The following is a 24,924-nucleotide window of genomic DNA, read 5'->3' as shown; positions in this document are numbered from 1 at the left end:
ATGAACTAATAAAAAAACTAAATATCAGGTTTGTTTTTATAAGTAAAGTTGATTTAATCTAGAGATAATTTCTTACATTAAATATTTTTCCGTTTTTAACATAAACCCTCGGAATTCTATATTTAAGCATACAAAGTATTTCGTAATTGATTGTGCCCATTATTTCAGCGAAATCATCTGCATTAAATCTGAGTCCATCTTGTTCGCCGAGAACTATAACTTCATCGCCAACTTTTATATCACCATTAATATCTGTAATATCTATCATACATTGATCCATGCATATTCTTCCGACAATGGAAGCAAATTGTCCATTTATAATGACTTTAGCATTTTTAGCTAGTAATCTAGAATAACCATCTGCATATCCTATTGGGATAGTAGCAATTAAACTTCTTCGCTCAGTCTTAAAAGTTCTTCCGTAACTTATAGACATACCTGCATCCATTTCCTGAACACGTGTTATAGTTGCTTTTAATGTCAATGCTGGTTTTAAAGAAAGATTTTCTTTTTTTACTTCATTTGATGGATAATATCCGTAAAGTATGATTCCAGCACGAACAGCATCTAGGTAAGTTTCTGGCATGTCCATGATTGCACCGCTATTAGAGACGTGTTTTATAGGAATTTCTATATTAAGATCTGAAAGTTTCTTTAGCAAATCCGTAAATTTTTCAAATTGTTCATTAGTATATTCTTTATCTTTCTCATCAGAAGTAGAAAAATGAGTAAATATTCCGATTACTTCTAGTCCTTCTAAAGAACAGATTTTACAAATATCATCTATTGCTTTTTCAGTTGGTAGAAATCCTATTCTTCCCATTCCAGTATCAATCGCTATGTGAATTTTAGCTTTTTTATTAAGGCTTAATGCTGTTTTTGATAATTCTTTCGCATAATCTAAGTCGTATACAGTTTGTTCAAGATCATATTTTATTAATTCTTCATTTAGATACGAAGGGGTATATCCGAGTATCATAATAGGGGCTTTTATATTATCATTTCTGAGTTCAATTCCTTCTGTTAGGACTGCTACGGCAAGTCTTGATGCACCATTTTCAAGTAAAGTTGGAACCACATCTAAAGCTCCATGACCATAACAATCCGCTTTAACGACCGCGATTACCTCTTTATCTTTCGCTAAGTTTTTTATATTTTTCATATTATAAGCTATTGCATCTAAATCTATTTCTGCATATACAGGTCTAAGTATCTTTTGCATTTGCCTACACCTCACAATTATTATTTATATTAAAAACTATGTTTAGTATCTTAATCGCTATTGATTATAAACTAATTTAAGTATTCTTACAAAATATATTTTAGTTAATAGATAGAAATAAAAAAAGAACCACTAATGTTAGAATTTATATATATAGTGGTTTTTATACTATTTTCTACCTGTTTAATTAGGAGTTTTTAATATTTTATATGTTCTTTTTGCAAAAAATTATATGGATAAATAATTGTGAAGTAACATACATTATTTTACATAGTGAGTTATTTATGTAATCAATGTTAAAACAAAGGAGAAAATGATTACATGTAGAATAATAGATACTAATAAGAGAAATCTTGACTCATAGTGGTCTTGATATAAAAGGTACTTAATTATATATAATAGGAGGGTGGATGATCATGGTAAATCAAAAAGAAATAAAAAGACTAGATGATATTTTAATTTCTAACAATTATGACAAGACACAAATTATTACTATTATGCAGGAAATTCAGAAGGAATACCGGTACCTGCCAGAAGAGGCGTTGTGCTATATAGCAAAAGAACTTAAGCTTAGTGAAGCTAAAGTATATGGAGTAGCAACATTTTATGAAAATTTCTCTTTAGAACCGAAAGGAAAATACGTGATTAGAATTTGTGATGGAACTGCTTGTCACGTAAGGAAATCAGATCCTATTCTTAGTGAGTTTAGGAGTGAATTAGGGCTTTCTGGGAAAAAACTTACAACCGATGATATGCATTTTACAGTAGAAACAGTATCGTGTCTAGGAGCATGTGGATTAGCTCCGGTTTGTACTGTAAACGATGTAGTATATCCGTCAATGACACCAGAGAAAGCAAGAAAGCTAGTGAAGCAGTTAAAGGAGGAGTTATCAAATGAGAATTAATACAAGAGAAGAGCTAAATTCTATAAGCTCAAAATATAAGGCTGCTTTAGTCAGGCAACGTAAGCAAATATTAGTATGTGCAGGCACTGGATGTGTAGCAGGTGGATCTTTAAACATTTATAGAAGATTTAAGGAGATAATAAAAGAAAAGGGATTGGAGGTTACATTAGAATTAAAGGAAGAACCACATGACAATACTATAGGCTTGAAAAAGAGCGGATGTCATGGATTTTGTGAAATGGGACCTTTAATAAGAATTGAACCAGAGGGATGGTTATATATAAAGGTAAGTATAGATGATTGTGAAGAAATTATTGAAAAAAGTATTATTGGGAATGAAGTAGTTACTGGTTTAAGTTATAAGGATGGAGATAAGCTTTATAGTAAGCAAGAAGATATTCCGTTTTATAAAAAGCAAACTCGTGTAGCTTTAAATAATTGTGGTCATATTAATGCGGAGTCTATTGAAGAATATTTAGCAGAAGGTGGCTATAGTGCTACTGCGAAAGCTCTTTTTGACATGACTTCTGAAGAAATTATAAATGAAATGTCTGAGGCACATTTAAGAGGGCGTGGAGGTGGAGGATTTCCCACAGGAAAGAAATGGGCTCAGGTATTAAAGCAGAAAGAATCAGAAAAATATATTGTATGTAATGGCGATGAAGGTGATCCGGGAGCATTTATGGATAGAAGCATGATGGAAGGAAATCCTCACGGTGTTATTGAGGGGATGATTATTGCAGGAATTGCAACAAAAGCACACAATGGATATATATATGTTCGTGCAGAATATCCTCTTGCAGTAAAAAGATTACGCATAGCTATTGAACAAGCTATGGAAAAAGGACTCTTGGGTGATAATATATTAAATTCAGGTTTTGATTTTCATATTCAGATTAATCAGGGAGCAGGAGCATTTGTATGTGGGGAAGGTAGTGCACTAACAGCTTCGATTGAGGGGAATCGTGGTATGCCTAGAGTTAAGCCTCCAAGAACTGTAGAACAAGGCTTGTTTGGTAAACCAACAGTATTGAATAATGTAGAAACATTTTGTAATGTATCCCCAATAATTAACAAAGGGGTACATTGGTATAAAACTATGGGAACCGAAAATAATTATGGAACTAAAGCATTTGCTCTTACGGGAAATGTTAATAATACAGGATTAATAGAAGTTCCTATGGGGACAACATTGAGAAAGATCATATTTGACATTGGAGGAGGAGTAAAAGGTGGAGAATTTAAGGCAGTCCAAATTGGTGGACCGTCTGGAGGTTGTCTATGCCTTCGTGAAAATCATCTTGATTTAACTTTGGATTTTGATTCGTTAAAGAAAGTAGGTGCAATGATTGGGAGTGGAGGCCTAGTCGTTATGAATGATAAAAATTGTATGGTTGAAATGGCACGTTTCTTTATGAATTTCACTCAAAATGAATCCTGCGGTAAATGTATACCATGTAGAGAAGGTACTAGAAGAATGTTAGAAATACTTAATGATATAGTAGAGGGTAAAGGTACTTTGGAGGATATTGATACATTAGAAGAATTAGCAGAGACTATTTCTGATACAGCGCTTTGTGGGCTTGGAAAGAGCGCAGCATTTCCAGTTAGAAGCACATTAAGGTATTTTAGAGATGAATATATAGAACATGTTGTAGATAAAAAGTGTTCAGGGGGTGTATGCAAGTCACTAATTTCATATGAGATTGATAAGGAGAAATGCAGAGGCTGTTCAAAGTGTGCTAAGGGATGTCCTGTAGAAGCTATTACAGGAGAAATAAAGAAACCATATGTCATTGATAAGTCAAAATGCATTAAATGTGGTAATTGCATTGAAGGCTGCGTATTTAAGGCGATTAGAGTAATTTAAATATTTCTTCTATAATATTATCTCTTCTCATTATCTATCATATGAAATTTATAAATTACAGAAAGGATGGTAAGAAACTATGTCAAAATATATGGTGATTGATGGCAATAGGATAGAATTTGATAAAGAAAAGAATATCTTAGATTTAGTTAGAAAAGCAGGAATTGATTTACCGACTCTTTGTTACTATACAGATTTATCAGTTTATGGGGCATGCAGAATGTGTGTGGTCGAGGATGAAAGAGGTAGCATTTTAACATCTTGTTCTACGCCACCAAAAGATATGATGTCAATTAGAACTAATACACCAAAGCTTCAAAAGTATCGTAAGGTAATTTTAGAATTACTACTTGCAACACATTGTAGAGACTGCACTATATGTGAAAAGAATGGAAAATGTAAGCTCCAAAAATTAGCATCACGTTTTGGTTTAACAAATATTAGATTTAAAAGCATTGAGGGAAAAAAAGATTTAGATACATCATCTAAATCAATCATTAGAGATCCTAATAAATGCATTTTATGTGGAGACTGTGTTAGGATGTGTAGTGAAATACAAAGTGTAGGAGCGATTGATTTCGTCAATAGGGGTTCAAATATGGTAGTAAGTCCAGCGTTTGGGAAAAGCCTTGCAGAGACAGATTGTGTGAATTGTGGACAATGTGCAACTGTATGTCCGACAGGAGCAATAGTTGTTAAGAGTGATATTAAAAATGTTTGGAAAGCAATATATAATCCTAAGCAGAGGGTTGTGGTACAAGTTGCTCCTGCAGTGCGCGTTGCTTTAGGTGAAGAATTCGGTATAAAATCTGGTGAAAATGTTATGGGGAAAATTGTTGCGGCTATGAGAAAATTGGGTTTTGAAAATATTTATGATACTTCTTTAAGTGCTGATTTAACGGTAATTGAAGAATCAAAAGAATTCTTAAAGAAGTTAGAGTCTGATGATAATAAATTTCCATTATTTACTTCTTGTTGTCCAGCATGGGTAAGATATGTAGAAAATAAATACCCTGAATTATTGCCGTATGTATCTAGTTGTAAATCACCAATGGAGATGTTTGGCTCTGTTGTTAAGGCGTATTTCAAAGAAAAAGATTCTTTAGAGAATAGAGAAACAATATCTGTAGCAGTTATGCCATGCACAGCTAAAAAAGCAGAGGCGGCTAGAGAAGAATTTATAAGGGATAATATTCCGGATGTTGATTATGTAATTACTACAGCGGAACTATGTGCAATGATAAAAGAAATTGGAATACAGTTTGATGAAATTGAGGCAGAAGCTTCAGACATACCACCTTCCCTTTACTCTGGAGCAGGAGTAATATTTGGGGTTACTGGAGGAGTAACGGAAGCTGTTATTCGTGAAGTTATTAAAGATAAATCTTCAAGAGTATTAAAGGACATAGAATTTATAGGTGTTAGAGGTATGAAAGGAGTAAAAACATGTGAACTTCAAGTTAAAGATGAATCCATTAGAATCGGCATTGTTAGTGGACTTAGAAATGCAGAAAATCTAATTGAAAAAATTAAGAGTGGAGAAGAACATTTTGACTTTATAGAAGTTATGGCATGTCCTGGAGGATGCATAGCTGGTGCGGGGCAACCTTTTGGATTAATGGAAGAGAAAAATGAAAGGGCAAAGGGACTATATAAGATAGATAAGGTTACGCAAATTAAAAGAAGCGAAGAAAATCTGGTGGTTAAATCTTTATATGAAGGATTGCTAAAGAATAGGACGAAAGAATTACTACATGTTCATTATGATAAAAGTGAACATTAAAATATGAATTCGCAGAAGGATTAATAGAAATATCAACGTATACTTGTGAAATATAATTAGGGTATATTGAGATTAGTTAGGTATTTTGGCAATCATAAAATTAAAAGCTATACATCAAGCAAGAGTATAGCTTTTTTAGACTATTACAAATAATTATTATAGTCTAATTGTTTTAGGACCACTAGAAAAAGAATTAAATGTTACAACGGCATCTTCTAGATAAAACACTTCAAAGATGGTATCATCTAAGCCATACATTTTTTTCAAGGATGGAACTGATTCTAACATAGCTGATTTTACTTCTGTACTGGAATCAAAAACTGCTTTTCCAGTTAAACGAATCCATTCACCTTTAGGAGAAGTCGTGGATATTTCAACCTTAGGATTTGCAACTAACTGTTCAAAAACAGATTTAGTGTTATTTGTTGCAAAATATAATTTGTCATTATATTTCATTACTGCACCAAAAGGTCGTACTCTTGGTTGATCACCATCCATAGTTGCAATATAGAAGGTAGGGTTGTTAAGTAAAAATTCTAATACTTCATTCATCTTAATTGCTCCTTAAATTTTAATATGTTATAATCTCTTTGTACATAATATAGGTTATTACCGTAATTTTTTCAAGTAGGATTATTTTAAATACATAGTATCATAAATATACTAAGGGGAGTACATGATGGAGGAAGAATATAATTTATTTGGCAAATGTCCGTTTGTAACAGCACAAAAAATTATTGCAGGTAAATGGGCAATAGTAATTTTACATAATTTAAGTACAAAAACACTTCGTTTTGGAGAATTACAAAAATTATTACCTGAATTAAAGCAAGCTACATTAACAAAACAGCTTCGTAGTTTAGAGGAGTATGGGTTGGTAAATCGTAAGATTTTTCCCCAGGTACCGCCAAAAGTTGAGTATTCATTAACTGAGATAGGAAAAGAATTTAAACTGGTTTTGGATAGCATATCTATTTGGGGAGAAAAATATATCGATCATATAAAATCAGCTGAAGTTTCAGAAACTTAAATATAGTTATATATTAGGAATGTTATAATTTAATATTTTAAATTATAACATTCCTAATTTTTTTGAGGTTAGCTATATAGCCTGAAAGATGTGTCTTAAAATATTTAGATCGTATTAAATGTTGTGATTTTATTGACATCAATGTCAATCTAAAACACTAAAACTATAAGTCTAATTAAATAGTAACAAAATTAATATTCATATTAACTTGCCTTTTTGTATATTATTAGTAAGTTTAAGTTTAGAGAAAAACTTTTTCTATGCTAACATATGTAGGATAATTTGAACATAACTGTTGGTAATATATAAATCCCCCAAATATAGTAAAATTGGATGGTGAGAAATATGGAAAAGAATTTTCATACTGCAAGAGGATATGAAAATATAAATTTGACAAGAAAATTGCTTACTCCTTCAATGGAAGATTATTTAGAAATGATCTATAGATGCAGCATGGAAGAAAAAGTAGTTAGGCTAAACAAAATAGCACAAATGCTGAATGTTCGCGATTCATCAGCATCTAGAATGATGAAAAAGTTTGGAGAATTATCTCTTATAAAATATGAAAGGTATGGAGTAATAATTCTCACTGAGGAAGGAATAAATATAGGTAAGTATTTGCTCGAAAGACATAATATTGTAAAGAAGTTTTTGGAATATTTAGAGTGTGAACGGGATATTTTAGAGGAAACAGAATTGATTGAGCATATTATTAGCAGCGAAACTATTAATAATATAGATATGCTAAATATGTTCTTTGCTGAGAACATAGATGTGTTAGAAAGGTATAGGAATTTTAAAAAGAGAAATAAAGAATAGTAAATATAATTTTTTGATGTCTCATAAAGTATGAGATAATTTGTAAATAAATTTATGTATATTGAGTATTAGGAATTACCTAGTAAGATAATATGGGATGTTTTGTAAAAGAATGATATTGTTTAAAAATAAATGGGTAAATAAAGCATACATTATTTATTCTATACATTTGTATAATGATAACGGGGTGAGACGTTATTATGGAAATGCAGAAAAATAAACACAAAAAACTTTTAATAGGCATTATAGTTTCATGTTTTACTTTACTTGCCATATATTTGGGGCTGGCAATCTATTTTATGAACCACTTTTATTTCGGTTCTACGGTTAATTGTGTTAATGTTTCGGGTAAGACTGTACAAGAAGTAGATGAAGAAATGCCAAACGAAATAACAAATTATACTTTGAAATTAAAGGAAAGAGGAAATAATGAAGAACAAGTTAAAGGAACTGAGATAAATCTTAAGTATAATCCAGATGGAAAAGTTCAGGAACTAAAAGATAAGCAAAATCCATTTAATTGGCTTATGTCATTATTGGGAACCAATGATTCTACGATAACAAATGTAGTTACTTATGATGATGAGTTACTAAAAAAAAGCATTGATAATCTTTCATGTTTTAATAGTAATAACGTAAATGAACCACAAAACCCTAGTTTTGAATATACAGATGATGGATATAAAATTACTGATGAGGTATATGGTAATAAAATTGATAAGATGGCGCTACATGATAGTATTGTGAATGCAATTCTTAATGGGAAAACAACATTAGATTTGGATTCGGAGGATTGTTATGAAAAGCCTCAATATACTTCAAAATCTCAGGAGGTTATTAATACTAAAGATACCCTTAATAAATATGTATCCTCTAAAATAACATATAATTTTGGTGATAAGACCGAAGTAATAGATGGATCTATAATAAACAAATGGATTAACGTAAATAATAGTTTAGAAATTACACTTGATGAACCAAAAATCAAAGAATATCTAAACAGCATATTGAATAATTACAATACAGTTGGTAAGACAAGAAATTTTGTTACATCGCTAGGTGCCACTGTGCAAGTTAGCGGAGGAGATTACGGTTGGTTAATTAATAATAATGATGAGGAAAAAGAATTAATTTCAAGCATAAAAGAAGGACAATCTGTAACAAAAGAGCCTAAATATACACAATCAGCAATGTCTCCTGGGAGTAATGACATTGGTAATACTTATGTAGAAGTAAATATGAGCAAGCAGCACGTATGGTTTTATAAGAATGGTTCTTTAATAGTAGAGGGAGATGTGGTTACAGGAAATGTAAGCAATAATACGTCAACACCTACTGGGGTATATTCATTAAAATACAAGCAAAGAGATGCTACTTTAAAAGGTCAGGGATATAGCAGTCCAGTTAATTTTTGGATGCCCTTTAATGGAGGAATAGGCATTCATGATGCAAGTTGGAGATCAGTATTTGGAGGAAGAATTTATTTGACAAATGGTTCTCATGGATGCGTAAATTCTCCATATTATCTAGCTAATACTATATTTAATAATATTAATGAGGGAACGCCTGTGGTTTGTTATTATTAAATTTCTATAAAATTATCAATTTAGAACTTAATAAACTAAGATTAAAAATGAGACTAGCTTTTAGCTGGTCTTTTGCAGCTGCTAGAATAATATATTTAACTATAGTGATTTTGTTTAAAGGAGTGGCTTTATTTGCCTAGAGAAACAAATTTTATTCAACCAGATAATCCAACTGATGAAGAAAGGCATGAAATGTTAAGGATGACTTTAGAGGAAGCGAATCGTATTGAAGATTTTAATAATATAGTTGAATTATTAAGTCCACCACAAGATATTACAACAATTTTACCTCCTGGAAGTTGCTCAGGCATTAAGGTTGGGATAATAGGAGGAGGTATTGCAGGTTTAGCCTCAGCCTTTGAACTTAGAAAACTAGGTTTTGATATTACTATTTTTGAAACAGAAGAGAAGCGGATTGGAGGACGAGTCTATACCTATTATTTTGATGAGGAGAAAAGACTTTATGGTGAACTTGGTGCTATGCGTACACCAGTAGGTCATGAAACAACATGGCATTATATTAATACTTTTGGTATAAAAACAAGGCCATTTATTCAAAATAATAAAAATGCATTATTTTATATAAGACATAAACGTGCGAGGAATGATCCTCAGGGAAAAAGTGTAATGGAAAATATATACCCGGAATTTAACTTGACTGAGAGGGAACGAAATACTCCATGGCAGAAAATAATTGGAGATGCATTGTCAAGTAATTTATTAAAAATACCCCCCTCCATAAGAAAGGAATTATTAGAGGTAAAAGAAAATTATTCAGATATAATTAAATATGTTGGTAGTCTTGGAATAAGGGAAGTACTTGAAAAGATGGGTGTAAGTGAAGGAGCAATAGAGCTAATTTCTGGAGTTGCACCTTTTCTAGGTTCATTTTATTATAATAGTTATTCTGAAAATTTAATTGAGGAATATACTGTAGATTATGCATATAGGTACGAAATTGTTGGTGGAGCAGTAAATCTACCACTAGCTTTTTATGATTCGTTAATGTCTAAAAAACCAAAAGAATATAATAATATTAGAGATGAAGAATTGGGAAAAGTATCTTGGGAAAGTGGAAAGACAGTAAAAAGCATATATAAAATTAATGATATAGAGGATAAAGTAGTGTTAGAATATGCGGATGAGAAGTTATCTAAGCTTTATAGTCAAACTTTCGATTTCGTTGTTTGTGCAATACCTTTTTCAAGCCTTAGAGATGTGAATGTATTTCCTATGTTTAGCAATGAAAAAATGCAGTCAATAAGAGAAGTTTTTTATACATCATCTCAAAAAACTCTTTTTATGTGTAATGAACGTTTTTGGGAAAAAGGAAATGATAATGAGAAGATAGTTGGCGGAGGATCTAATACTGATTTGCCAATTCAAACCATATGGTATCCTAGTCATAGTATTAGTACTAGTTATGGTGGAGTAACAAAAAATAAGATGAATGTTTCTGTTGGAAGAAAAAGAAGTGCTAAGGATAATCAAGGAGTTCTGATAGCATCATATAATTTAGGGTTAGACGGAATACGCGTAGGAAGCTTAGATGATAATGCACGATTTGAATTGATTAAAAGGCAAGTTGAGGATGTCCAGGGTCTTCCACGAGGATATCTTGATTATATAGTTGAAGATCATAAAACTGTTGACTGGGATAGAGAAAAAGGATTTTATGGAGCATTTTGCTACTTTATGCCTCAGCAGCAAAAACTTTTTTCTAATGCGATGGTAAAACCAGAATATAATAATAGAGTATATTTTGCAGGAGAACATGTTTCTTTGACGCATGGATGGATAGAAGGTTCTGTAAGTACTGCAATGAAAGCTGCAAATAAATTAGCAGAGTACTGTAAAAGTATGTGAGAGTGAGCTACCTTTAAATAGAAATGCATTTTCTATTTATGGTGGCTTTTTTTGGTGAAAAATTATATATTAATAATTTAGATTTTTTAGTATAATAGTAGCGAAGGGAGTAGATATAATGAGAAAAAGAAGAAATAAAAGTAGTAACAAGGTTATGCCAGGGGTTATAATTTCTCTCTGTACTTTGGGTGCTATATATTTAGGTATGTCATTATATTCTATTAATCATTTTCACTTTGGAACCGTAATTGATGGGGTTAATGTTGGCGGGCAGACCGTTGAGGGAGCAGAAGAAAAGCTAGCTGCCCAAATGCAATCATATGCATTGGAATTAGACGAAAGAGGAGATGTAAAAGAACAAATTAAAGCTAGTGACATTGGATTAAAATATAATTCTGATAAAATCAAAGAATTAAAGAAGAATCAAAGTTCATTTGCTTGGCCTAGTACATTTTTTAAGAAAAATAATTCTGAAGCATCCCAGATAATTATGTATGATGAAGAACAACTAAACCAAACACTAAATAAGCTTTCTTGTGTTAGTAACAAGAAGATAACCCAACCACAAAATGCTAGCTTAAATTATAAAGATGGAGAATACGAGATAGTAGATGAAGTTTTAGGAAATAAGATAAATAAAGATGCTTTACATGATAATGTAGCTAATGCGATCCTTGATGGGAAAACATCAATAGATTTAGATTCAAGCAATTGTTATGAAAATCCTAAATACACTTCAAAGTCAGATGAAGTAACTGCAGCAAGAGATACACTTAATAAATACATAGGATTAAAAATTACGTATGATTCAAATGGCAAAAAAGAAGTTTTGGATGGATCTACTATACATAACTGGCTTGGAGTAGATGACAATATGCAAGTTACAATCAATGAAGATAAAGTTCGGAATTATGTATATAAAATATCTAGCATTTATAATACTTTTGGTAGCATAAGAGATTTTGTTACAGCAACAAAAAAAACAGTACAAGTGAGTGGCGGTAATTATGGATGGATTGTTGATAACTCTAAAGAAGTAAAAGATTTAATAGAAATTATAAGGAATGGACAAGATGTAACAAAGGAACCAAAATATGCACAAAATGCATTTGTAAAAGGAACTAACGATATAGGGAATACTTATGTAGAAGTCAATCTTACTAAGCAGCATGTATGGTTTTATAAAAATGGAGCTCTAGTTGTTGATGATGATGTTGTTACAGGAAATGTAAGTAATAATACGGGTACACCAGTAGGGACATATGTTCTAAATTACAAAGAGAAAAATGCAACATTAAAGGGTGAAGATTATAGTTCACCAGTTGATTATTGGATGCCTTTTAATGGAAATGTAGGTATTCATGATGCTAGTTGGAGAAATGGAGTGTTTGGTAAGCAGATATATTTAACAAGCGGTTCACATGGATGCGTAAATTCACCTTATAATTTAGCAAAAACAATATTTGAAAATATTGAGCCGGGAACTCCAATTATAGTATATACTGAATAATGTACTATTTAATTTATATTTGTTAATAAAATTGTAATACTATTGAAATAGTATAAATAAGTAAAGTTATGCTAATATAAAAGCAGGTTTATAGATTAAAAATCTTGAACCTGCTTTTAATTTTAACATTAGAGAAGGTGTATATTATGGATATAAAAATTCTTATAGCTGAAGATGACAATATATTTCGTGATTTAGTATGTGATATAGTAAGAAAAGAAGGGTACATGCCTATAGAAGCGTGTGATGGGGAAGAAGCTATTAATATGTTTTTTAATAATAATGATATTGATTTGGTCATATTAGATGTAATGATGCCAGTGTACGATGGGTGGGAGGTTCTTAAAGAGATAAGAGAAAAATCTGAAGTGCCAATAATTATGCTGACAGCATTAGGAGATGAAAAACATGAAGTGTTAGGGCTTAAAAAAGGTGCGGATGATTACATTGGAAAACCGTTTAGTTATGAAATATTTGTTGCACGCTTGAATAACATCGTAAAGAAAGTAAAGAAGAAATTCTCAGACGAAATAGCTGTAGGAAACTTAAGGATATATCAAAGAACTCATAAAGTAGTGATTGATGATGAAGAAATCAAATTAAATCCAAAAGAATATAATCTTTTACTGTATTTAGTTGGAAATGTTAATACAGTTCTAAGCAGAGAGCAGATATTGGATAAAGTATGGGGATATAATTTTGATGGTGATATAAGAACTATAGATACGCATATAAAAACTTTAAGGGCTAAACTTTCGGAACAAGGAGATTGGATAAAAACTATAAGAGGAAGTGGATACATGTTTGAGGTAGAAAAATATGAAAACAATTAAGACAAAATTATTTTATATATTTATGGTTCTTATGATTTCATTAGTTTTAGGTGGGATAATTTTAAATTCAGTCTTCCTAGAATCATATTATATTTATAAAAATAAAGGAGTCTTAGTGTCAGTAAGTCAGAAAATTAAGGATGAATATACGGAAGGAGAAAAAGACAATTATCAATATGTAGACACAATACAAAGTGTTGATAACATTAATACAATAATTGTTGATAATAATTATGATATAAAATACAATTCTATTCATCCTAAATCAAATGATGAAGAAAAACGTCTATCTAAGGAGATTAAACAAACTATTGTAGAGAATGAAAAAAGACTTTCGAAAAAGTATGTTTACTATATTGATGAGAAAAATAATGATCAAAGGACAAAATTAGTATTTGTTTCACAAATTGAGAATGGAGATTTTATTATTCTAAAGAAGTCTTTTAAGAGTATTCATGAGAGCGTAGTAATTGCAAATCAATTTTATATATTGGCAGGACTTATAGTAATGTTTATTGGTGCTATATTTATTATTATTTTCTCTAATAAAATAACAAAGCCAATTATAGAAATGAGTAAAATTGCTGAAAATATATCTAATCTTAAATTTGACAAGGTTGTTGATATAGATTCGAAGGATGAAATAGGAAGGCTAGGAAATAGTATAAATAAGATTTCTGACAAGCTTAACAAAAGTATAGATGAACTTAAACAAGATGTGGAGCGTAAGAAAGAACTTGTAAGGAATATGTCTCACGAATTAAAGACACCAATTGGGATAATTAAAGGGTATGCGGAAGGGCTCAAATTTGGAGTGGCCAATGATAGGGAAACAATGGATAAATATTGTTCGATATTAGTTGAAGAATGCGATAGAATGGATAGCTTGGTTAAAGAACTTTTACATTATTCTATGATGGAAGGTGGAATGATTAAACTAAATGTTGTATCATTTGATATTAACAAATTTTTATGCAAAATTGTAGAACGATTTAAACCAGTAGTTGGTGAGAGAAATATTACTTTCACTTTAGATTGTGTGAAAGACTGTGAAATACATGCTGATAGAGACTTGCTTGAGAAGGCTATAAATAATTTCATTACGAATGCCATCGATCATGTGAAAGGCAGAAGAATTATTAATATAATAGGCAAGAAAGAAGAAAATAAAATAAAGATAGGTGTTTTCAATACTGGTGATAACATATGTGAGGAAGAAATGGATAAGCTTTGGGATGTATGCTATAAAGTGGACAGGTCGAGAGCTAGAAAGTATGGAGGTCATGGTATAGGCCTGTCATTAGTGAGATTGATTGCACAACTTCATGGTGGAATTACTAAAGTGAAAAATGTGGAAGAGGGGGTGACTTTCTATTTGGAAATACCTGAATAGATTATTGAATATAAATTTATCCCAAATATAAGAGAATATTAAAGTCATGCAAAATATATATGCATGACTTTTTTGATATAAAATATATTTATATTTAAAATACATGAAAAAGAGCAAGGGATTTTTGTAAAAGGTGTATACGATTTCGAAAAAAATGTATAAATTCATGGAATAATATTCTTGATAACAAGGACAATCTGATGTATAATACATACTGTTAGTATGCGAACAATATGTATAAAAATAATTCGTACATGGAGGGTTAATATGAAAAAGACTATGTTAGTTTGTTTAGTTGTAGCACTAATGTTAAGTGGTTGCGGTTCGACTAATAACGGAAATACAAGCAATAATTCAAAAACTGCTGAAACTACTGCAGAGCAAGCTAAAAATAAATACATAATGGCTGGAAAAATAGAAGCAAATGATCAAGCAAATATAGCCTCAAAAATTTCAGCAAGAGTTTCAGAAGTACTAGTTGATGTTGGGTCAAAAGTAAATGCAGGGGATACTATAGTTAAGTTAGATACTCAAGACTTGCAAGCACAAGTGAATCAAGCACAGGCAGCGGTTGATACTGCAAATGCGACGTTAACTAACGCTATGAATTCTACACGTCCAGAACAAATATCTCAAGCTCAAGCAACTTTAGATAGTGCAAATGAAGCTTATGATGTTGCTAAGAAAAACTATGATCGTACTAAAGCTTTAGTTGATGCGGGAGCAAATACTCAGCAGCAACTTGAAGCTGCACATCAACAGCTTACAACTGCAGAGTCACAACAGAAATCTGCACAAGAGCAATTGAACATGCTTAATAATGGAGCAACACAAACAAGTATAGATGTTTATAAAGCTCAAGTGGCACAAGCAGAAGCTGCCTTAAAAACTGCACAAACAACATTAAATAATGGAACTCTTACAGCGCCGATTTCGGGTGTAGTAAATGCTAAAAGTATTAATGTAGGTGAGATGGCATCTCCAGGTGCAACTCTTGTTTCAATATCTAATCCGGATGCTTTAGTGGTAAATGCATATGCACCTTTAGATATTGCAGGTCAGCTTCAAGAAGGACAAGATGTGGTAGTTAAAGTATCAGAAGTAGATAATGTTGAATTTGACGGAAAGATAACTGTAATAAATTCAAAACTAAATTCGCAAAGTAGAAATATTTTGGTTAAAGTTAGTTTAGCAGACCCAAATTCACAATTAAAGCCTGGCATGTTTGCTGAAATTGGATTAAAGGAATAAGGGAAGAGGTGACTTGAATATGAAAGGAAAGCGTAAAATATTAATTATTGGAATATTGTTGGTAATTGTGGTAGCATTAGGTAGTATAGGATTCTACTATTGGTATGAAAATGCATACTATGTTTCAACTGAAGATGCAAGAGTTAATGCAGATTTTGTTAGTGTAACTCCACAAATTTCTGGTAAACTACTAGAACTTAATGTTGATGAAGGAGATAAAGTAACAAAAAATGAAATACTAGCGCGTCAAGAAATGAATAATCTTCCAGACACAAGTGTAGAACAATCTTTAGTAAGAGCACCTATTGATGGAATTATAGTAAAGAAGCAGGGAACTGTTGGAGAACTTTTATCAACAGGTCAAACTTTAATTACGTTAGTAGATCCAACTAAGCTTTATATTTCTGCTAACATAGAAGAAACGAAACTTGAAAAAGTAAAAGTTGGACAACCAGTTGATATTACTATTGATGAATATGATTCACAAAAATTTAGTGGAAAAGTAAAAACAATAGGTGAAATATCTAATTCTGCTATATCACTATTACCATCATCAACAAGCGGAACCTTTACTAAAGTAGTTCAAAGAGTACCAATAAAAATTGAACTTGATAATTTTGATGATAAGATTCTTCCAGGAACTAATGCAGTTATTAAGATTCATATTAAATGATGAGGTGATATAATGGGAGAGAATAATAACGAATCATTAGCAAGTAGTTGGTTAGCGTTAGCTGTAGTTATTATAGGTACTTTCATGTCTATACTTGATAGTAGTATAGTAAATATTGCTCTTCCTAAAATGATGGCTGTTTTTGGAGTATCTTTAGATGATATAAAGTGGGTGTTAACAGCTTATACATTGGCGCTTGGTGCCATTATACCACTTACTGGATATTTACAAGAAATTTTAGGAGCTAAAAGAATATATGTATTTGCTTTAGCGATGTTTACAGTTGGATCTATGTTATGTGGTCTTTCTTGGAGCAATACAAGTATGATAGCATTTCGTGTCCTCCAAGCCATTGGAGGAGGAATGATAATGCCAGTAGGAATGTCAATAATATATCAAATATTTCCTCGAGAAAAGATTGGATTAGCACTTGGATTTTGGGGAATAGCTGCGATGGCAGCACCTGCAATAGGACCTACTTTGGGTGGATATATTATTGAGAAGATGGACTGGAGACTTATTTTCAATGTTAATGTCCCAGTAGGGATAGTAGGAGTAATATTGGCCTTAATTTTATTAAAGGGGACAGAAAGGAAACCTTTTAAATCCTTTGATATAATTGGATTCTTATCTTCCACTGTAGGGCTAGTAAGTATACTATATGTTCTAGGTGAAGGCTCATCAATTGATTGGTCAAAACTTGAAAATCCAATTTTGATGACCCTTGGATGTTTAAGTCTTGTATTATTTATAGTAAATGAATTAACTCATCCAGATCCATTATTAGATTTAAGAGTTTTTAAATTATTTGATTTTACAATTAGCCAAATTATAACTAGTGTATTAACTCTAGCTATGATGGGCGGTGTTTACGTATTACCATTATTTTTACAGAATATAAGAGGATATACACCTATGGAAGCCGGATTAATAATGTTGCCGGGAGCTCTGGTAATGGGAATTATGATGCCTCTTAGCGGTAATTTATTAAATAAAGTTGGCGTAAAAGCACTGGTTATACCTGGACTTATAATACTTGCAGGCGCTTCATATGAACTTGCAACAGCTATAAACATGAATTCGAGTAAAGACTATATCATACTTGTTAATTGTATAAGGTCCATTGGAATAGGATTGAGTATGATGCCGATTAGTACTACCGGGATGAACGTTGTTCCAGCACATTTAATTAGTAGAGCATCAGCTCTTTCAAATACCTTAAGACAGGTGGCTGGTTCAGTTAGCGTTACTTTAATGTCTACTCTTATACAAGGAAGAAATGATTATAATTATGCAAAGTTATCTGAACAAATTAATGTATATAATCCAACTTCTAATAGCACAATAAGTACATTAACTAAAGCATTTATGGGAATGGGAATGGATACAAATACTGCTAGAGCTTCTGCAGTATCTTATATAGTGAAAATAATTCAAGGTCAAGCGTATGTAGATGCTATGTCATATTCAGTTGTAGTAACTGTTGTTATAGTATTCGTGACTATATTCTTAGCTTTATTTATGGGTGGAAAGAAAGAGCCTAAAAAAGAAAATAAAGAAGGTGAAAAAAATGAATCTACAGGAGGGGCCCTCATCGCCGAATAATGAATTACATCAAAAACAAGCGGATGAGATTATTGGTGTATTTAGGAATATTAGAAAAGAATTAAGCTGTAAGTTTGAAAAAATTGCAAAAGATTGCGGATTTACAGCACCTCAATTAAATGTTATATTTCATTTATATATGATGCCATCGATAACTCTAAATGAATTAAGTGATCAGATAGGATTAACTAAAAGTACAGTTTCAGGAATAGTTGATCGTCTTGCAAAACAGGGAGTTGTTACAAGAGAAATACCAAAGGAAAATCGTAGAATTGTAAGATTGTCAATTTCAGCGGAATTTAGGAAAAACAATGATATTTGCAAAATGAAAAAAGAGTTTATATCAAATCTTATACTAAATTCTATAAAAAATACAGATCCAGAAGAAGTAGAAAAAATAATTTATGGATTAAAACAATTCAGTATATTACTGAATAATAATTAGAAAATTGTAAAGCGCTTTATTCATATACAATTATTTTAGGATAGTTTTTATGAGTGAAGTGTTTTTCTTTAAGAAATTTATAAAAGGCCAAAGTAAGACTGATTTTATAATTCTTTTATTTGGATCGGAATCTTTTTAAGTTTAATGTCCAGGTGAACTGTAATTGGCTAGGTGATAAATGGGAAATATGACGTTCAATGTAGTAGCCGAAATTTTGTTATTTTTATTAAAAAAAAGAAGTAATATATGTGTTAATTTAATAAAGTTAAAGTGAAATTATTTGTATATTTTAATTGAGTTAGTAGTATAATTAAATGAAGGCTAATTTTGTCGAAGATGTATACAAAGGTAAAAGTATATTATATTATTTTAATATAAAAATTAAAATAATATAAGTGGGAGAGAAAAGTTTATGTCTGAAAAAAACAACAAAAAAATTGTTTGGTATACCTTAGCATTTATGGCTTTTTCAACAGTTTGGGGTTTTGGTAACGTTATCAATGGTTTCTCTGAATATAATGGACTTAAGTCAGTAGTATCTTGGATCCTGATTTTTGCTATTTATTTTGTACCATACGCATTAATGGTAGGAGAGTTAGGATCAGCGTTTAAAGAATTTGGTGGTGGTGTCAGTTCATGGATAAATGAAACAATAAGTCCTAGAGTTGCCTATTATGCAGGATGGACATATTGGATTGTTCATATGCCTTATATTTCACAAAAACCATCAAACTTTATGATAGCAACAAGTTGGGCTATATTTCAAGATAAAAGAATTAGCAGTATGGATACAAAGTTACTACAAATAACATGTTTAGTAATTTTTTTGGTTGGACTTTATATAGCTTCTAAAGGATTAAATCCGTTAAAAAAATTAGCTACACTTGCAGGAACATCGATGTTTGTAATGTCAATTTTGTTTATTGTTTTAATGGTAGCTGCACCTGCTATTACTAATGCGCATTTAAATTCTATAGATTGGTCTATAAAAATGTTTATGCCCGCATTTGATATGAAGTTTTTTACAGGTCTATCTATATTAATTTTTGCAGTTGGCGGTTGTGAAAAGATTTCGCCGTATGTAAACGAAATGGATGATCCTGAAAAGGGATTCTCAAAGGGTATGATTGCATTAGCTGTTATGGTAGCTGTATGTGCAATTTTAGGAACAATTTCTCTTGGAATGATGTTTGATTCAAATAATGTTCCTAAAGACTTAATGACAAATGGAGCATACTATGCCTTCCAGAAGTTAGGGGAATACTATCATCTAGGTAATTTATTTGTTGTCGTTTATGCTATTACTAACATGATTGGACAGTTTGCGGTATTAATTATATCTATTGATGCACCTTTACGTATGTTACTTGATAGTGCGGATAAGAATTTTATTCCTGAAAAAATGTTTGTAAAAAATAAATATGGCACATATAAAAATGGTCATAAATTAATTTTAATAATTGTTTCAATTTTAATAATAGTTCCAGCCTTTGGTATTGGGAACGTAGACGAGCTAGTGAAATGGCTAGTAAAATTAAATGCCGTGTGTATGCCACTTCGTTATTTATGGGTATTTGCTGCTTATATTGCATTGAAAAAAGCAGGAGAAAAATTCAAGCCAGAATATCAATTTGTAAAAAACAGAACTGTTGGTATTATAATTGGAGCATGGTGTTTTGCATTTACTGCTTTTGCATGTATTAGTGGTATGTATACAGCTGATAAATTTCAATTAGTTCTTAATATTATAACTCCTTTTGTATTACTTGGGCTAGGATTTATAATGCCGTATTTTGCACGAAAGAACAATAATTAATTATACAATAAAATATTTGGCTCTAAGTATTATAACTTAGGGCTGTTTTTATTGTACAAAAAACTATGAATTTATTAAATGCTAAATAGCTTATTATATAAGTCTTTAGTGATATAATTGTGTATACATTGGGGATTATGAGATTATAAAAATAAACGGAAGTGGAGGGCGGCGTAGCTAGCTTTTATAAATGAATAATAATTAATCAGAATCTTTGAAAAGTTTTAATACTAAAGCAGTGTAGATTATAGTAAATAGAGAATTTAAATAATTTATAAATAATTATGGAAAGTGTACAGGATTTTAAAGAGGAAAATTGGTGCATTAAAAATATATTTAAAAGGTCTTTTAAATTGCTGTATTTTTAAGTATTATAATAAGTGAATGCTAACATTTTAATTGTCCTCCATATTATTTATCATGCTTAACAGCGGGTGTATAACTTGGGGGATAAAACTTATTTTTTAAAATAATAAAGCGGGTTAAGTTGGCAGGGTTAGAAAATACTTTTGAAAGAACTTTTAAGCTGCAAGATAGTAGCATTTGGAGGAAATATGTCAGATATTAGAGAATTGAGTTTTAATGATACAAATAGTTCAACAAAATCACTAGGAGAGCAAACTTCAGAAAGAATTGTTCGATTGATTATAGATAATGATTGGAAATCTGGAGATAAGTTACCTAATGAATATGATCTTGCAAGTAGCCTTAATGTAGGAAGAAGCACTATAAGAGAAGCTATAAAGGCTTTGGTTTCACGGAATGTTTTAGAAATTAGACGTGGAGCTGGAACTTTTATTTCTGATAAATGTGGAATTGCTGATGATCCCCTAGGATTAACGTTCGTAAAAGATAAATATAAATTAGCGCTTGATTTATTGGAAGTAAGATTTATGATAGAACCATCAATAGCATCTATAGCTGCTACAAAAGCTACTGATGAAGAAATCGAACAAATGTCTAGCCTGTGTGACGAAATAGAGAGCCTTATCTTGAAAAATGAACCGTATTTAGAGAAAGATATAGAATTTCATACTGCAATAGCTAAGAGTAGTAAGAATTTGGTTATTGTTAATTTGATTCCAATAATTAACAGATCTATTACTATATTTATAGATATTACAAATAGAAAATTACGTAATGAAACAATAGAGACGCATAGGGAAATTTTAAATTCAATTAAGGAACATAATGCTAATGGAGCCCATGATGCGATGCTCTTACATTTAGTATATAATCGAAGGAATATCGCAAGTATTATAGCGAAGGAAAAAAATTACTAATTGTTTTGACTTGATGAAATACATCTGCTCTTGTTTTGGAGAAAGGTGTATTTTTTTGCTGCTATTTTAAATACATCAGATGAATGTGCATGTTTTATATTGCTTTTTATAGAAAAATAAGAATTAAAGCAATGAATTCAAAAAAAATTGACAAATACATCAGATGTGATATCATAAATACATCAGATGTATTTAAACGGTGTCAAATAAAGATTAAGGAGAGAAATAGTATGATTAGTCAAGAAGTAAGAAAAATTGCTCCAGAGATGGATCCACTTCGAAGAGGAATGGGATGGACAACAGAAGATTTATCAAAGCCACAAATTATAGTAGAAAGTACATTTGGAGATAGTCATCCAGGAAGTGCTCATCTATTGAAATTTGCTAACAGAGCAGTTGAGGGAATTACACAATCAGGTGGGAAAGGTGCTAGATACTTTGCAACAGATATTTGTGATGGAATGTCACAAGGGCATGATGGAATAAATTACTCCTTAGCGTCTAGAGATACATTAACGTCTTTAATAGAAATCCATGCTAATGCAACACCATTCGATGGAGGCGTATTTATTTCAAGTTGTGATAAAGCAGTTCCATCACATCTTATGTCAATCGGAAGGCTAAACATACCAGCTATTATGGTTACTGGAGGAGTAATGGAAGCAGGTCCTGATTTATTGACACTAGAACAAATAGGTGCCTATAGTGCAATGTGCCAAAGAGGGGAAATTTCAGAAGAAAAATTAACTTTTTATAAAGAAAACGCATGCCCATCTTGCGGAGCTTGTTCATTCATGGGAACAGCAGCTACAATGCAAGTTATGGCAGAAGCACTTGGATTAATGCTTCCAGGTAGCTCATTGATGCCAGCAACATGTGAAGATTTAGAAGAAGTAGCGTTAAAAGCAGGAAGACAAGCTGTTGAACTAGCTAAAATGAATCTTCGTCCAAAAGATATTGTTACAATTAAATCCTTTGAAAATGCTATATTAGTTCATGCAGCTATATCAGGGTCTACTAACTCACTGTTGCATTTACCTGCTATAGCTCATGAATTTGGATTGTATATCGATGAAGAGACTTTTGATAGAATACACAAAGATGCACATTATTTACTAAACATACGTCCTGCTGGAAAATGGCCTGCGCAATATTTCTATTATGCAGGTGGTGTACCAGCAATAATGGAAGAGCTAAAGCACTTGCTTCATTTGGATGTTATGACTGTAACGGGGAAGACTTTAGGTGAAAACTTAGAAGAATTAAAAACTAACGGATATTATGAGAAGTGTAATGAGTATCTTGAAAAAGTAGGACTAAAAAAAGAAGATGTTATTCGTCCATTCAATAATGCTATTGGTACTAATGGTTCTGTATCGATATTAAAGGGAAATATAGCGCCAGAAGGTGCTGTAGTAAAACATTCTGCAGTTCCTAAAGAAATGCATGAGGCTATACTAAAAGCAAAACCTTTTGATAGTGAAGAGGAAGCTATTGATGCAGTCTTAAGAAAAATAATTCGTCCAGGGGATGCGGTTATTATAAGATATGAAGGACCAAAAGGTAGCGGAATGCCAGAAATGTTCTATACAACAGAAGCAATTGCTTCGGATGAAGAATTATCTGCTAGTATAGCGTTAATAACAGATGGTAGATTCTCAGGAGCTTCTAAAGGACCGGCAATTGGACACGTATCACCAGAGGCCGCAGTAGGAGGACCAATTGCATTAATTGAAGAAGATGATTTGATTGAAATTAGTATTCCTAATAGAGTATTACAGATCGTTGGTATAAAGGGAAAAAAATGCAGTAAAGAAGAAGTGGAGAAAGTTTTTGAAGAACGTAGAAAGAATTGGAAACCACGAAAATCAAAATACGAATCTGGAATTCTAAAGATTTTTTCAGAACATGCAGTATCACCAATGAAAGGTGGATATATGAAATAGATTAAAAACAAGGGAAAGATAAACTGTTTATTATGTAGTATACAGATTAAAATATTTCCATAATAAGTGATAATTTTATGATTTCTATTATAAATTATTAAAAGGGAAAGAATGGTTCATGTGTTAGTGAATTGTTCTTTCCCTTTATTACGCTAGATTTAAAAGATATATTATGTAAGACAAGGATGTAATGCCTTTTGGGGTAGAAAGCTGAAAAAATAATCAGATTCCTATATAGAATTTTTAAATATACAAATATAATGTTTTAGTAATGATGTGTATGAACGTATATTAGCACTAAAAAATATATACCTCAATAATAGTAAATAGAATTCTAAAGTGATATAATTTTGAAAAAGAACTATGTTCAAATGATATGTTATAGCAATTTAGGAGGAAATCTATTATGGAGAAAAGACTCTATCTATCAGCAACAGATAAAAAGTTAGCAGGGGTATGCGGTGGGATAGCTGAATACTTTGGACTTGATTCAACATTAGTCAGAATTGGGTGGGCAATTTTGATTGTTTGTGCGGGATCAGGATTACTCTTATATATAATTTGTGCATTAATTATACCAAAGCAACCGCTATTATAAGCATAAGAAAAATTAAAATTTAAGGAAGTATACTAGTGAGCAAGTTTAATATAATATTAACTATCTAACTTGGGAGGAAACAAATGGATAAAGTAAATAGCTTGATAAAAAATACGCCAATACATTTAACAACAAATACTATAGTTTTAATAATAGTTGCTATTATTGCTCTTTATATATTAATTAAAGCAATAGCAGGTATCATAAGAATAGCAGCTCTTATAGGTGTGTGCTGGTTTATATTGATGTCTATTCAAAGTACAAACCTTATTAATATACCAATTATAAGAGAAGCGTATACAACGGTAGAAAAAATAATTCCTTCAAAGGAATTATGGACAGAAGCTTTGGATAAGGCAAATAAGATAAACAAAGTAGTTAATGATTTAAAATAATAAATGTTTTTTATTTTCCACCTAGGGAAAGCTAATTTCAAGATATAAAAATTGATATTTTAAAAAATTGAAAATACTTTTGAGGAGTGAAATGA

General features: G+C 31.3%; 21 protein-coding genes. 19 read left to right on the top strand and 2 right to left on the bottom strand.

Going from position 1 to position 24,924, the window contains the following annotated elements:
* Positions 1–58: 58 nt before the first annotated feature.
* A complete protein-coding gene (alr, locus tag L1S46_RS09230) occupies positions 59–1,222 on the bottom strand; it encodes an alanine racemase (protein ID WP_238899810.1) in 1,164 nt (387 codons plus the stop codon).
* A gap of 410 nt (positions 1,223–1,632) precedes the next feature.
* Here alr and L1S46_RS09225 point away from each other — a divergent pair, with 410 nt between their 5' ends.
* The 3 genes from L1S46_RS09225 to L1S46_RS09215 all read left to right on the top strand — a co-directional run bounded on the left by L1S46_RS09225 (position 1,633) and on the right by L1S46_RS09215 (position 5,780).
* The gene (locus L1S46_RS09225; protein WP_238899809.1) at positions 1,633–2,127 is read left to right on the top strand and encodes an NAD(P)H-dependent oxidoreductase subunit E; all 495 of its coding nucleotides are present in this window, start codon (positions 1,633–1,635) and stop codon (positions 2,125–2,127) included.
* A complete protein-coding gene (gene nuoF / locus L1S46_RS09220; RefSeq protein WP_238899808.1) occupies positions 2,117–3,997 on the top strand; it encodes an NADH-quinone oxidoreductase subunit NuoF in 1,881 nt (626 codons plus the stop codon). The genes L1S46_RS09225 and nuoF overlap by 11 nt, the downstream gene beginning before the upstream one ends.
* A 79-nt stretch (positions 3,998–4,076) precedes the next feature.
* Positions 4,077–5,780 (top strand): [FeFe] hydrogenase, group A, encoded by a 1,704-nt coding sequence (locus tag L1S46_RS09215; RefSeq protein WP_238899807.1) that lies wholly within the window; start codon positions 4,077–4,079, stop codon positions 5,778–5,780.
* A gap of 156 nt (positions 5,781–5,936) precedes the next feature.
* Here L1S46_RS09215 and L1S46_RS09210 read toward each other — a convergent pair whose 3' ends face one another.
* Positions 5,937–6,332 (bottom strand): pyridoxamine 5'-phosphate oxidase family protein, encoded by a 396-nt coding sequence (locus L1S46_RS09210; protein WP_238899806.1) that lies wholly within the window; start codon positions 6,330–6,332, stop codon positions 5,937–5,939.
* A gap of 127 nt (positions 6,333–6,459) precedes the next feature.
* Here L1S46_RS09210 and L1S46_RS09205 point away from each other — a divergent pair, with 127 nt between their 5' ends.
* The 16 genes from L1S46_RS09205 (at position 6,460) to L1S46_RS09130 (ending at position 24,829) form a co-directional block, all read left to right on the top strand.
* Positions 6,460–6,810, top strand: coding sequence for a helix-turn-helix domain-containing protein (locus L1S46_RS09205; RefSeq protein ID WP_238861169.1), 351 nt, complete (start codon positions 6,460–6,462; stop codon positions 6,808–6,810).
* A gap of 345 nt (positions 6,811–7,155) precedes the next feature.
* On the top strand, positions 7,156–7,629 hold the full coding sequence (locus tag L1S46_RS09200; RefSeq protein WP_238861171.1) for an iron dependent repressor, metal binding and dimerization domain protein: 474 nt from the start codon (positions 7,156–7,158) through the stop codon (positions 7,627–7,629).
* A gap of 200 nt (positions 7,630–7,829) precedes the next feature.
* Positions 7,830–9,215: a L,D-transpeptidase/peptidoglycan binding protein gene (locus L1S46_RS09195; RefSeq protein WP_238861173.1), complete on the top strand. Its 1,386-nt coding sequence runs from the start codon at positions 7,830–7,832 to the stop codon at positions 9,213–9,215.
* Between the two features lie 132 nt (positions 9,216–9,347).
* Positions 9,348–11,081, top strand: coding sequence for an FAD-dependent oxidoreductase (locus L1S46_RS09190; RefSeq protein ID WP_238861175.1), 1,734 nt, complete (start codon positions 9,348–9,350; stop codon positions 11,079–11,081).
* A gap of 118 nt (positions 11,082–11,199) precedes the next feature.
* Positions 11,200–12,591: a L,D-transpeptidase family protein gene (locus L1S46_RS09185; RefSeq protein ID WP_238899805.1), complete on the top strand. Its 1,392-nt coding sequence runs from the start codon at positions 11,200–11,202 to the stop codon at positions 12,589–12,591.
* A 146-nt stretch (positions 12,592–12,737) separates the two neighbouring features.
* Positions 12,738–13,424, top strand: a complete 687-nt coding sequence (locus L1S46_RS09180; protein WP_017209081.1) for a response regulator transcription factor — start codon at positions 12,738–12,740, stop codon at positions 13,422–13,424.
* On the top strand, positions 13,411–14,817 hold the full coding sequence (locus tag L1S46_RS09175) for a HAMP domain-containing sensor histidine kinase (RefSeq protein ID WP_238899804.1): 1,407 nt from the start codon (positions 13,411–13,413) through the stop codon (positions 14,815–14,817). Before L1S46_RS09180 ends, L1S46_RS09175 begins: the two co-directional genes overlap by 14 nt.
* A 267-nt stretch (positions 14,818–15,084) precedes the next feature.
* Positions 15,085–16,068, top strand: coding sequence for an efflux RND transporter periplasmic adaptor subunit (locus L1S46_RS09170; protein ID WP_012060258.1), 984 nt, complete (start codon positions 15,085–15,087; stop codon positions 16,066–16,068).
* A 19-nt stretch (positions 16,069–16,087) separates the two neighbouring features.
* A complete protein-coding gene (locus L1S46_RS09165; RefSeq protein ID WP_017209079.1) occupies positions 16,088–16,741 on the top strand; it encodes an efflux RND transporter periplasmic adaptor subunit in 654 nt (217 codons plus the stop codon).
* Between the two features lie 12 nt (positions 16,742–16,753).
* A complete protein-coding gene (locus L1S46_RS09160) occupies positions 16,754–18,346 on the top strand; it encodes a DHA2 family efflux MFS transporter permease subunit (protein WP_012060256.1) in 1,593 nt (530 codons plus the stop codon).
* Positions 18,312–18,791 carry a MarR family winged helix-turn-helix transcriptional regulator gene (locus L1S46_RS09155; protein ID WP_012060255.1) on the top strand — a complete coding sequence of 160 codons (480 nt, stop codon included), beginning with the start codon at positions 18,312–18,314 and terminating at the stop codon, positions 18,789–18,791. The genes L1S46_RS09160 and L1S46_RS09155 overlap by 35 nt, the downstream gene beginning before the upstream one ends.
* Positions 18,792–19,203: 412 nt before the next feature.
* Positions 19,204–20,607 (top strand): amino acid permease, encoded by a 1,404-nt coding sequence (locus L1S46_RS09150; RefSeq protein ID WP_238899803.1) that lies wholly within the window; start codon positions 19,204–19,206, stop codon positions 20,605–20,607.
* Positions 20,608–21,161: 554 nt separating this feature from the next.
* Positions 21,162–21,890 carry a FadR/GntR family transcriptional regulator gene (locus tag L1S46_RS09145; protein WP_238899822.1) on the top strand — a complete coding sequence of 243 codons (729 nt, stop codon included), beginning with the start codon at positions 21,162–21,164 and terminating at the stop codon, positions 21,888–21,890.
* 230 nt (positions 21,891–22,120) lie between these two features.
* Positions 22,121–23,836 carry a dihydroxy-acid dehydratase gene (gene ilvD / locus L1S46_RS09140; RefSeq protein WP_023973090.1) on the top strand — a complete coding sequence of 572 codons (1,716 nt, stop codon included), beginning with the start codon at positions 22,121–22,123 and terminating at the stop codon, positions 23,834–23,836.
* Positions 23,837–24,242: 406 nt separating this feature from the next.
* The gene (locus L1S46_RS09135; RefSeq protein WP_017209073.1) at positions 24,243–24,434 is read left to right on the top strand and encodes a PspC domain-containing protein; all 192 of its coding nucleotides are present in this window, start codon (positions 24,243–24,245) and stop codon (positions 24,432–24,434) included.
* Between the two features lie 83 nt (positions 24,435–24,517).
* Positions 24,518–24,829, top strand: a complete 312-nt coding sequence (locus L1S46_RS09130; protein WP_238899802.1) for a hypothetical protein — start codon at positions 24,518–24,520, stop codon at positions 24,827–24,829.
* Positions 24,830–24,924 lie beyond the last annotated feature (95 nt).

This window comes from Clostridium sp. YIM B02500 (assembly GCF_022324665.1).
Classification (GTDB): domain Bacteria; phylum Bacillota; class Clostridia; order Clostridiales; family Clostridiaceae; genus Clostridium; species Clostridium beijerinckii.
This window is presented reverse-complemented; position numbering and strand designations above follow the sequence as displayed.

What these genes read in the sequence shown, in the direction of transcription:
- alr (WP_238899810.1), bottom strand. Translation starts at nt 1,222, where the DNA reads ATGCAAAAGATACTTAGACCTGTATATGCAGAAATAGATTTAGATGCA.
- L1S46_RS09225 (WP_238899809.1), top strand. Translation starts at nt 1,633, where the DNA reads ATGATCATGGTAAATCAAAAAGAAATAAAAAGACTAGATGATATTTTA.
- nuoF (WP_238899808.1), top strand. Translation starts at nt 2,117, where the DNA reads ATGAGAATTAATACAAGAGAAGAGCTAAATTCTATAAGCTCAAAATAT.
- L1S46_RS09215 (WP_238899807.1), top strand. Translation starts at nt 4,077, where the DNA reads ATGTCAAAATATATGGTGATTGATGGCAATAGGATAGAATTTGATAAA.
- L1S46_RS09210 (WP_238899806.1), bottom strand. Translation starts at nt 6,332, where the DNA reads ATGAATGAAGTATTAGAATTTTTACTTAACAACCCTACCTTCTATATT.
- L1S46_RS09205 (WP_238861169.1), top strand. Translation starts at nt 6,460, where the DNA reads ATGGAGGAAGAATATAATTTATTTGGCAAATGTCCGTTTGTAACAGCA.
- L1S46_RS09200 (WP_238861171.1), top strand. Translation starts at nt 7,156, where the DNA reads ATGGAAAAGAATTTTCATACTGCAAGAGGATATGAAAATATAAATTTG.
- L1S46_RS09195 (WP_238861173.1), top strand. Translation starts at nt 7,830, where the DNA reads ATGGAAATGCAGAAAAATAAACACAAAAAACTTTTAATAGGCATTATA.
- L1S46_RS09185 (WP_238899805.1), top strand. Translation starts at nt 11,200, where the DNA reads ATGAGAAAAAGAAGAAATAAAAGTAGTAACAAGGTTATGCCAGGGGTT.
- L1S46_RS09180 (WP_017209081.1), top strand. Translation starts at nt 12,738, where the DNA reads ATGGATATAAAAATTCTTATAGCTGAAGATGACAATATATTTCGTGAT.
- L1S46_RS09175 (WP_238899804.1), top strand. Translation starts at nt 13,411, where the DNA reads ATGAAAACAATTAAGACAAAATTATTTTATATATTTATGGTTCTTATG.
- L1S46_RS09170 (WP_012060258.1), top strand. Translation starts at nt 15,085, where the DNA reads ATGAAAAAGACTATGTTAGTTTGTTTAGTTGTAGCACTAATGTTAAGT.
- L1S46_RS09165 (WP_017209079.1), top strand. Translation starts at nt 16,088, where the DNA reads ATGAAAGGAAAGCGTAAAATATTAATTATTGGAATATTGTTGGTAATT.
- L1S46_RS09160 (WP_012060256.1), top strand. Translation starts at nt 16,754, where the DNA reads ATGGGAGAGAATAATAACGAATCATTAGCAAGTAGTTGGTTAGCGTTA.
- L1S46_RS09155 (WP_012060255.1), top strand. Translation starts at nt 18,312, where the DNA reads ATGAATCTACAGGAGGGGCCCTCATCGCCGAATAATGAATTACATCAA.
- L1S46_RS09150 (WP_238899803.1), top strand. Translation starts at nt 19,204, where the DNA reads ATGTCTGAAAAAAACAACAAAAAAATTGTTTGGTATACCTTAGCATTT.
- L1S46_RS09145 (WP_238899822.1), top strand. Translation starts at nt 21,162, where the DNA reads ATGTCAGATATTAGAGAATTGAGTTTTAATGATACAAATAGTTCAACA.
- ilvD (WP_023973090.1), top strand. Translation starts at nt 22,121, where the DNA reads ATGATTAGTCAAGAAGTAAGAAAAATTGCTCCAGAGATGGATCCACTT.
- L1S46_RS09135 (WP_017209073.1), top strand. Translation starts at nt 24,243, where the DNA reads ATGGAGAAAAGACTCTATCTATCAGCAACAGATAAAAAGTTAGCAGGG.
- L1S46_RS09130 (WP_238899802.1), top strand. Translation starts at nt 24,518, where the DNA reads ATGGATAAAGTAAATAGCTTGATAAAAAATACGCCAATACATTTAACA.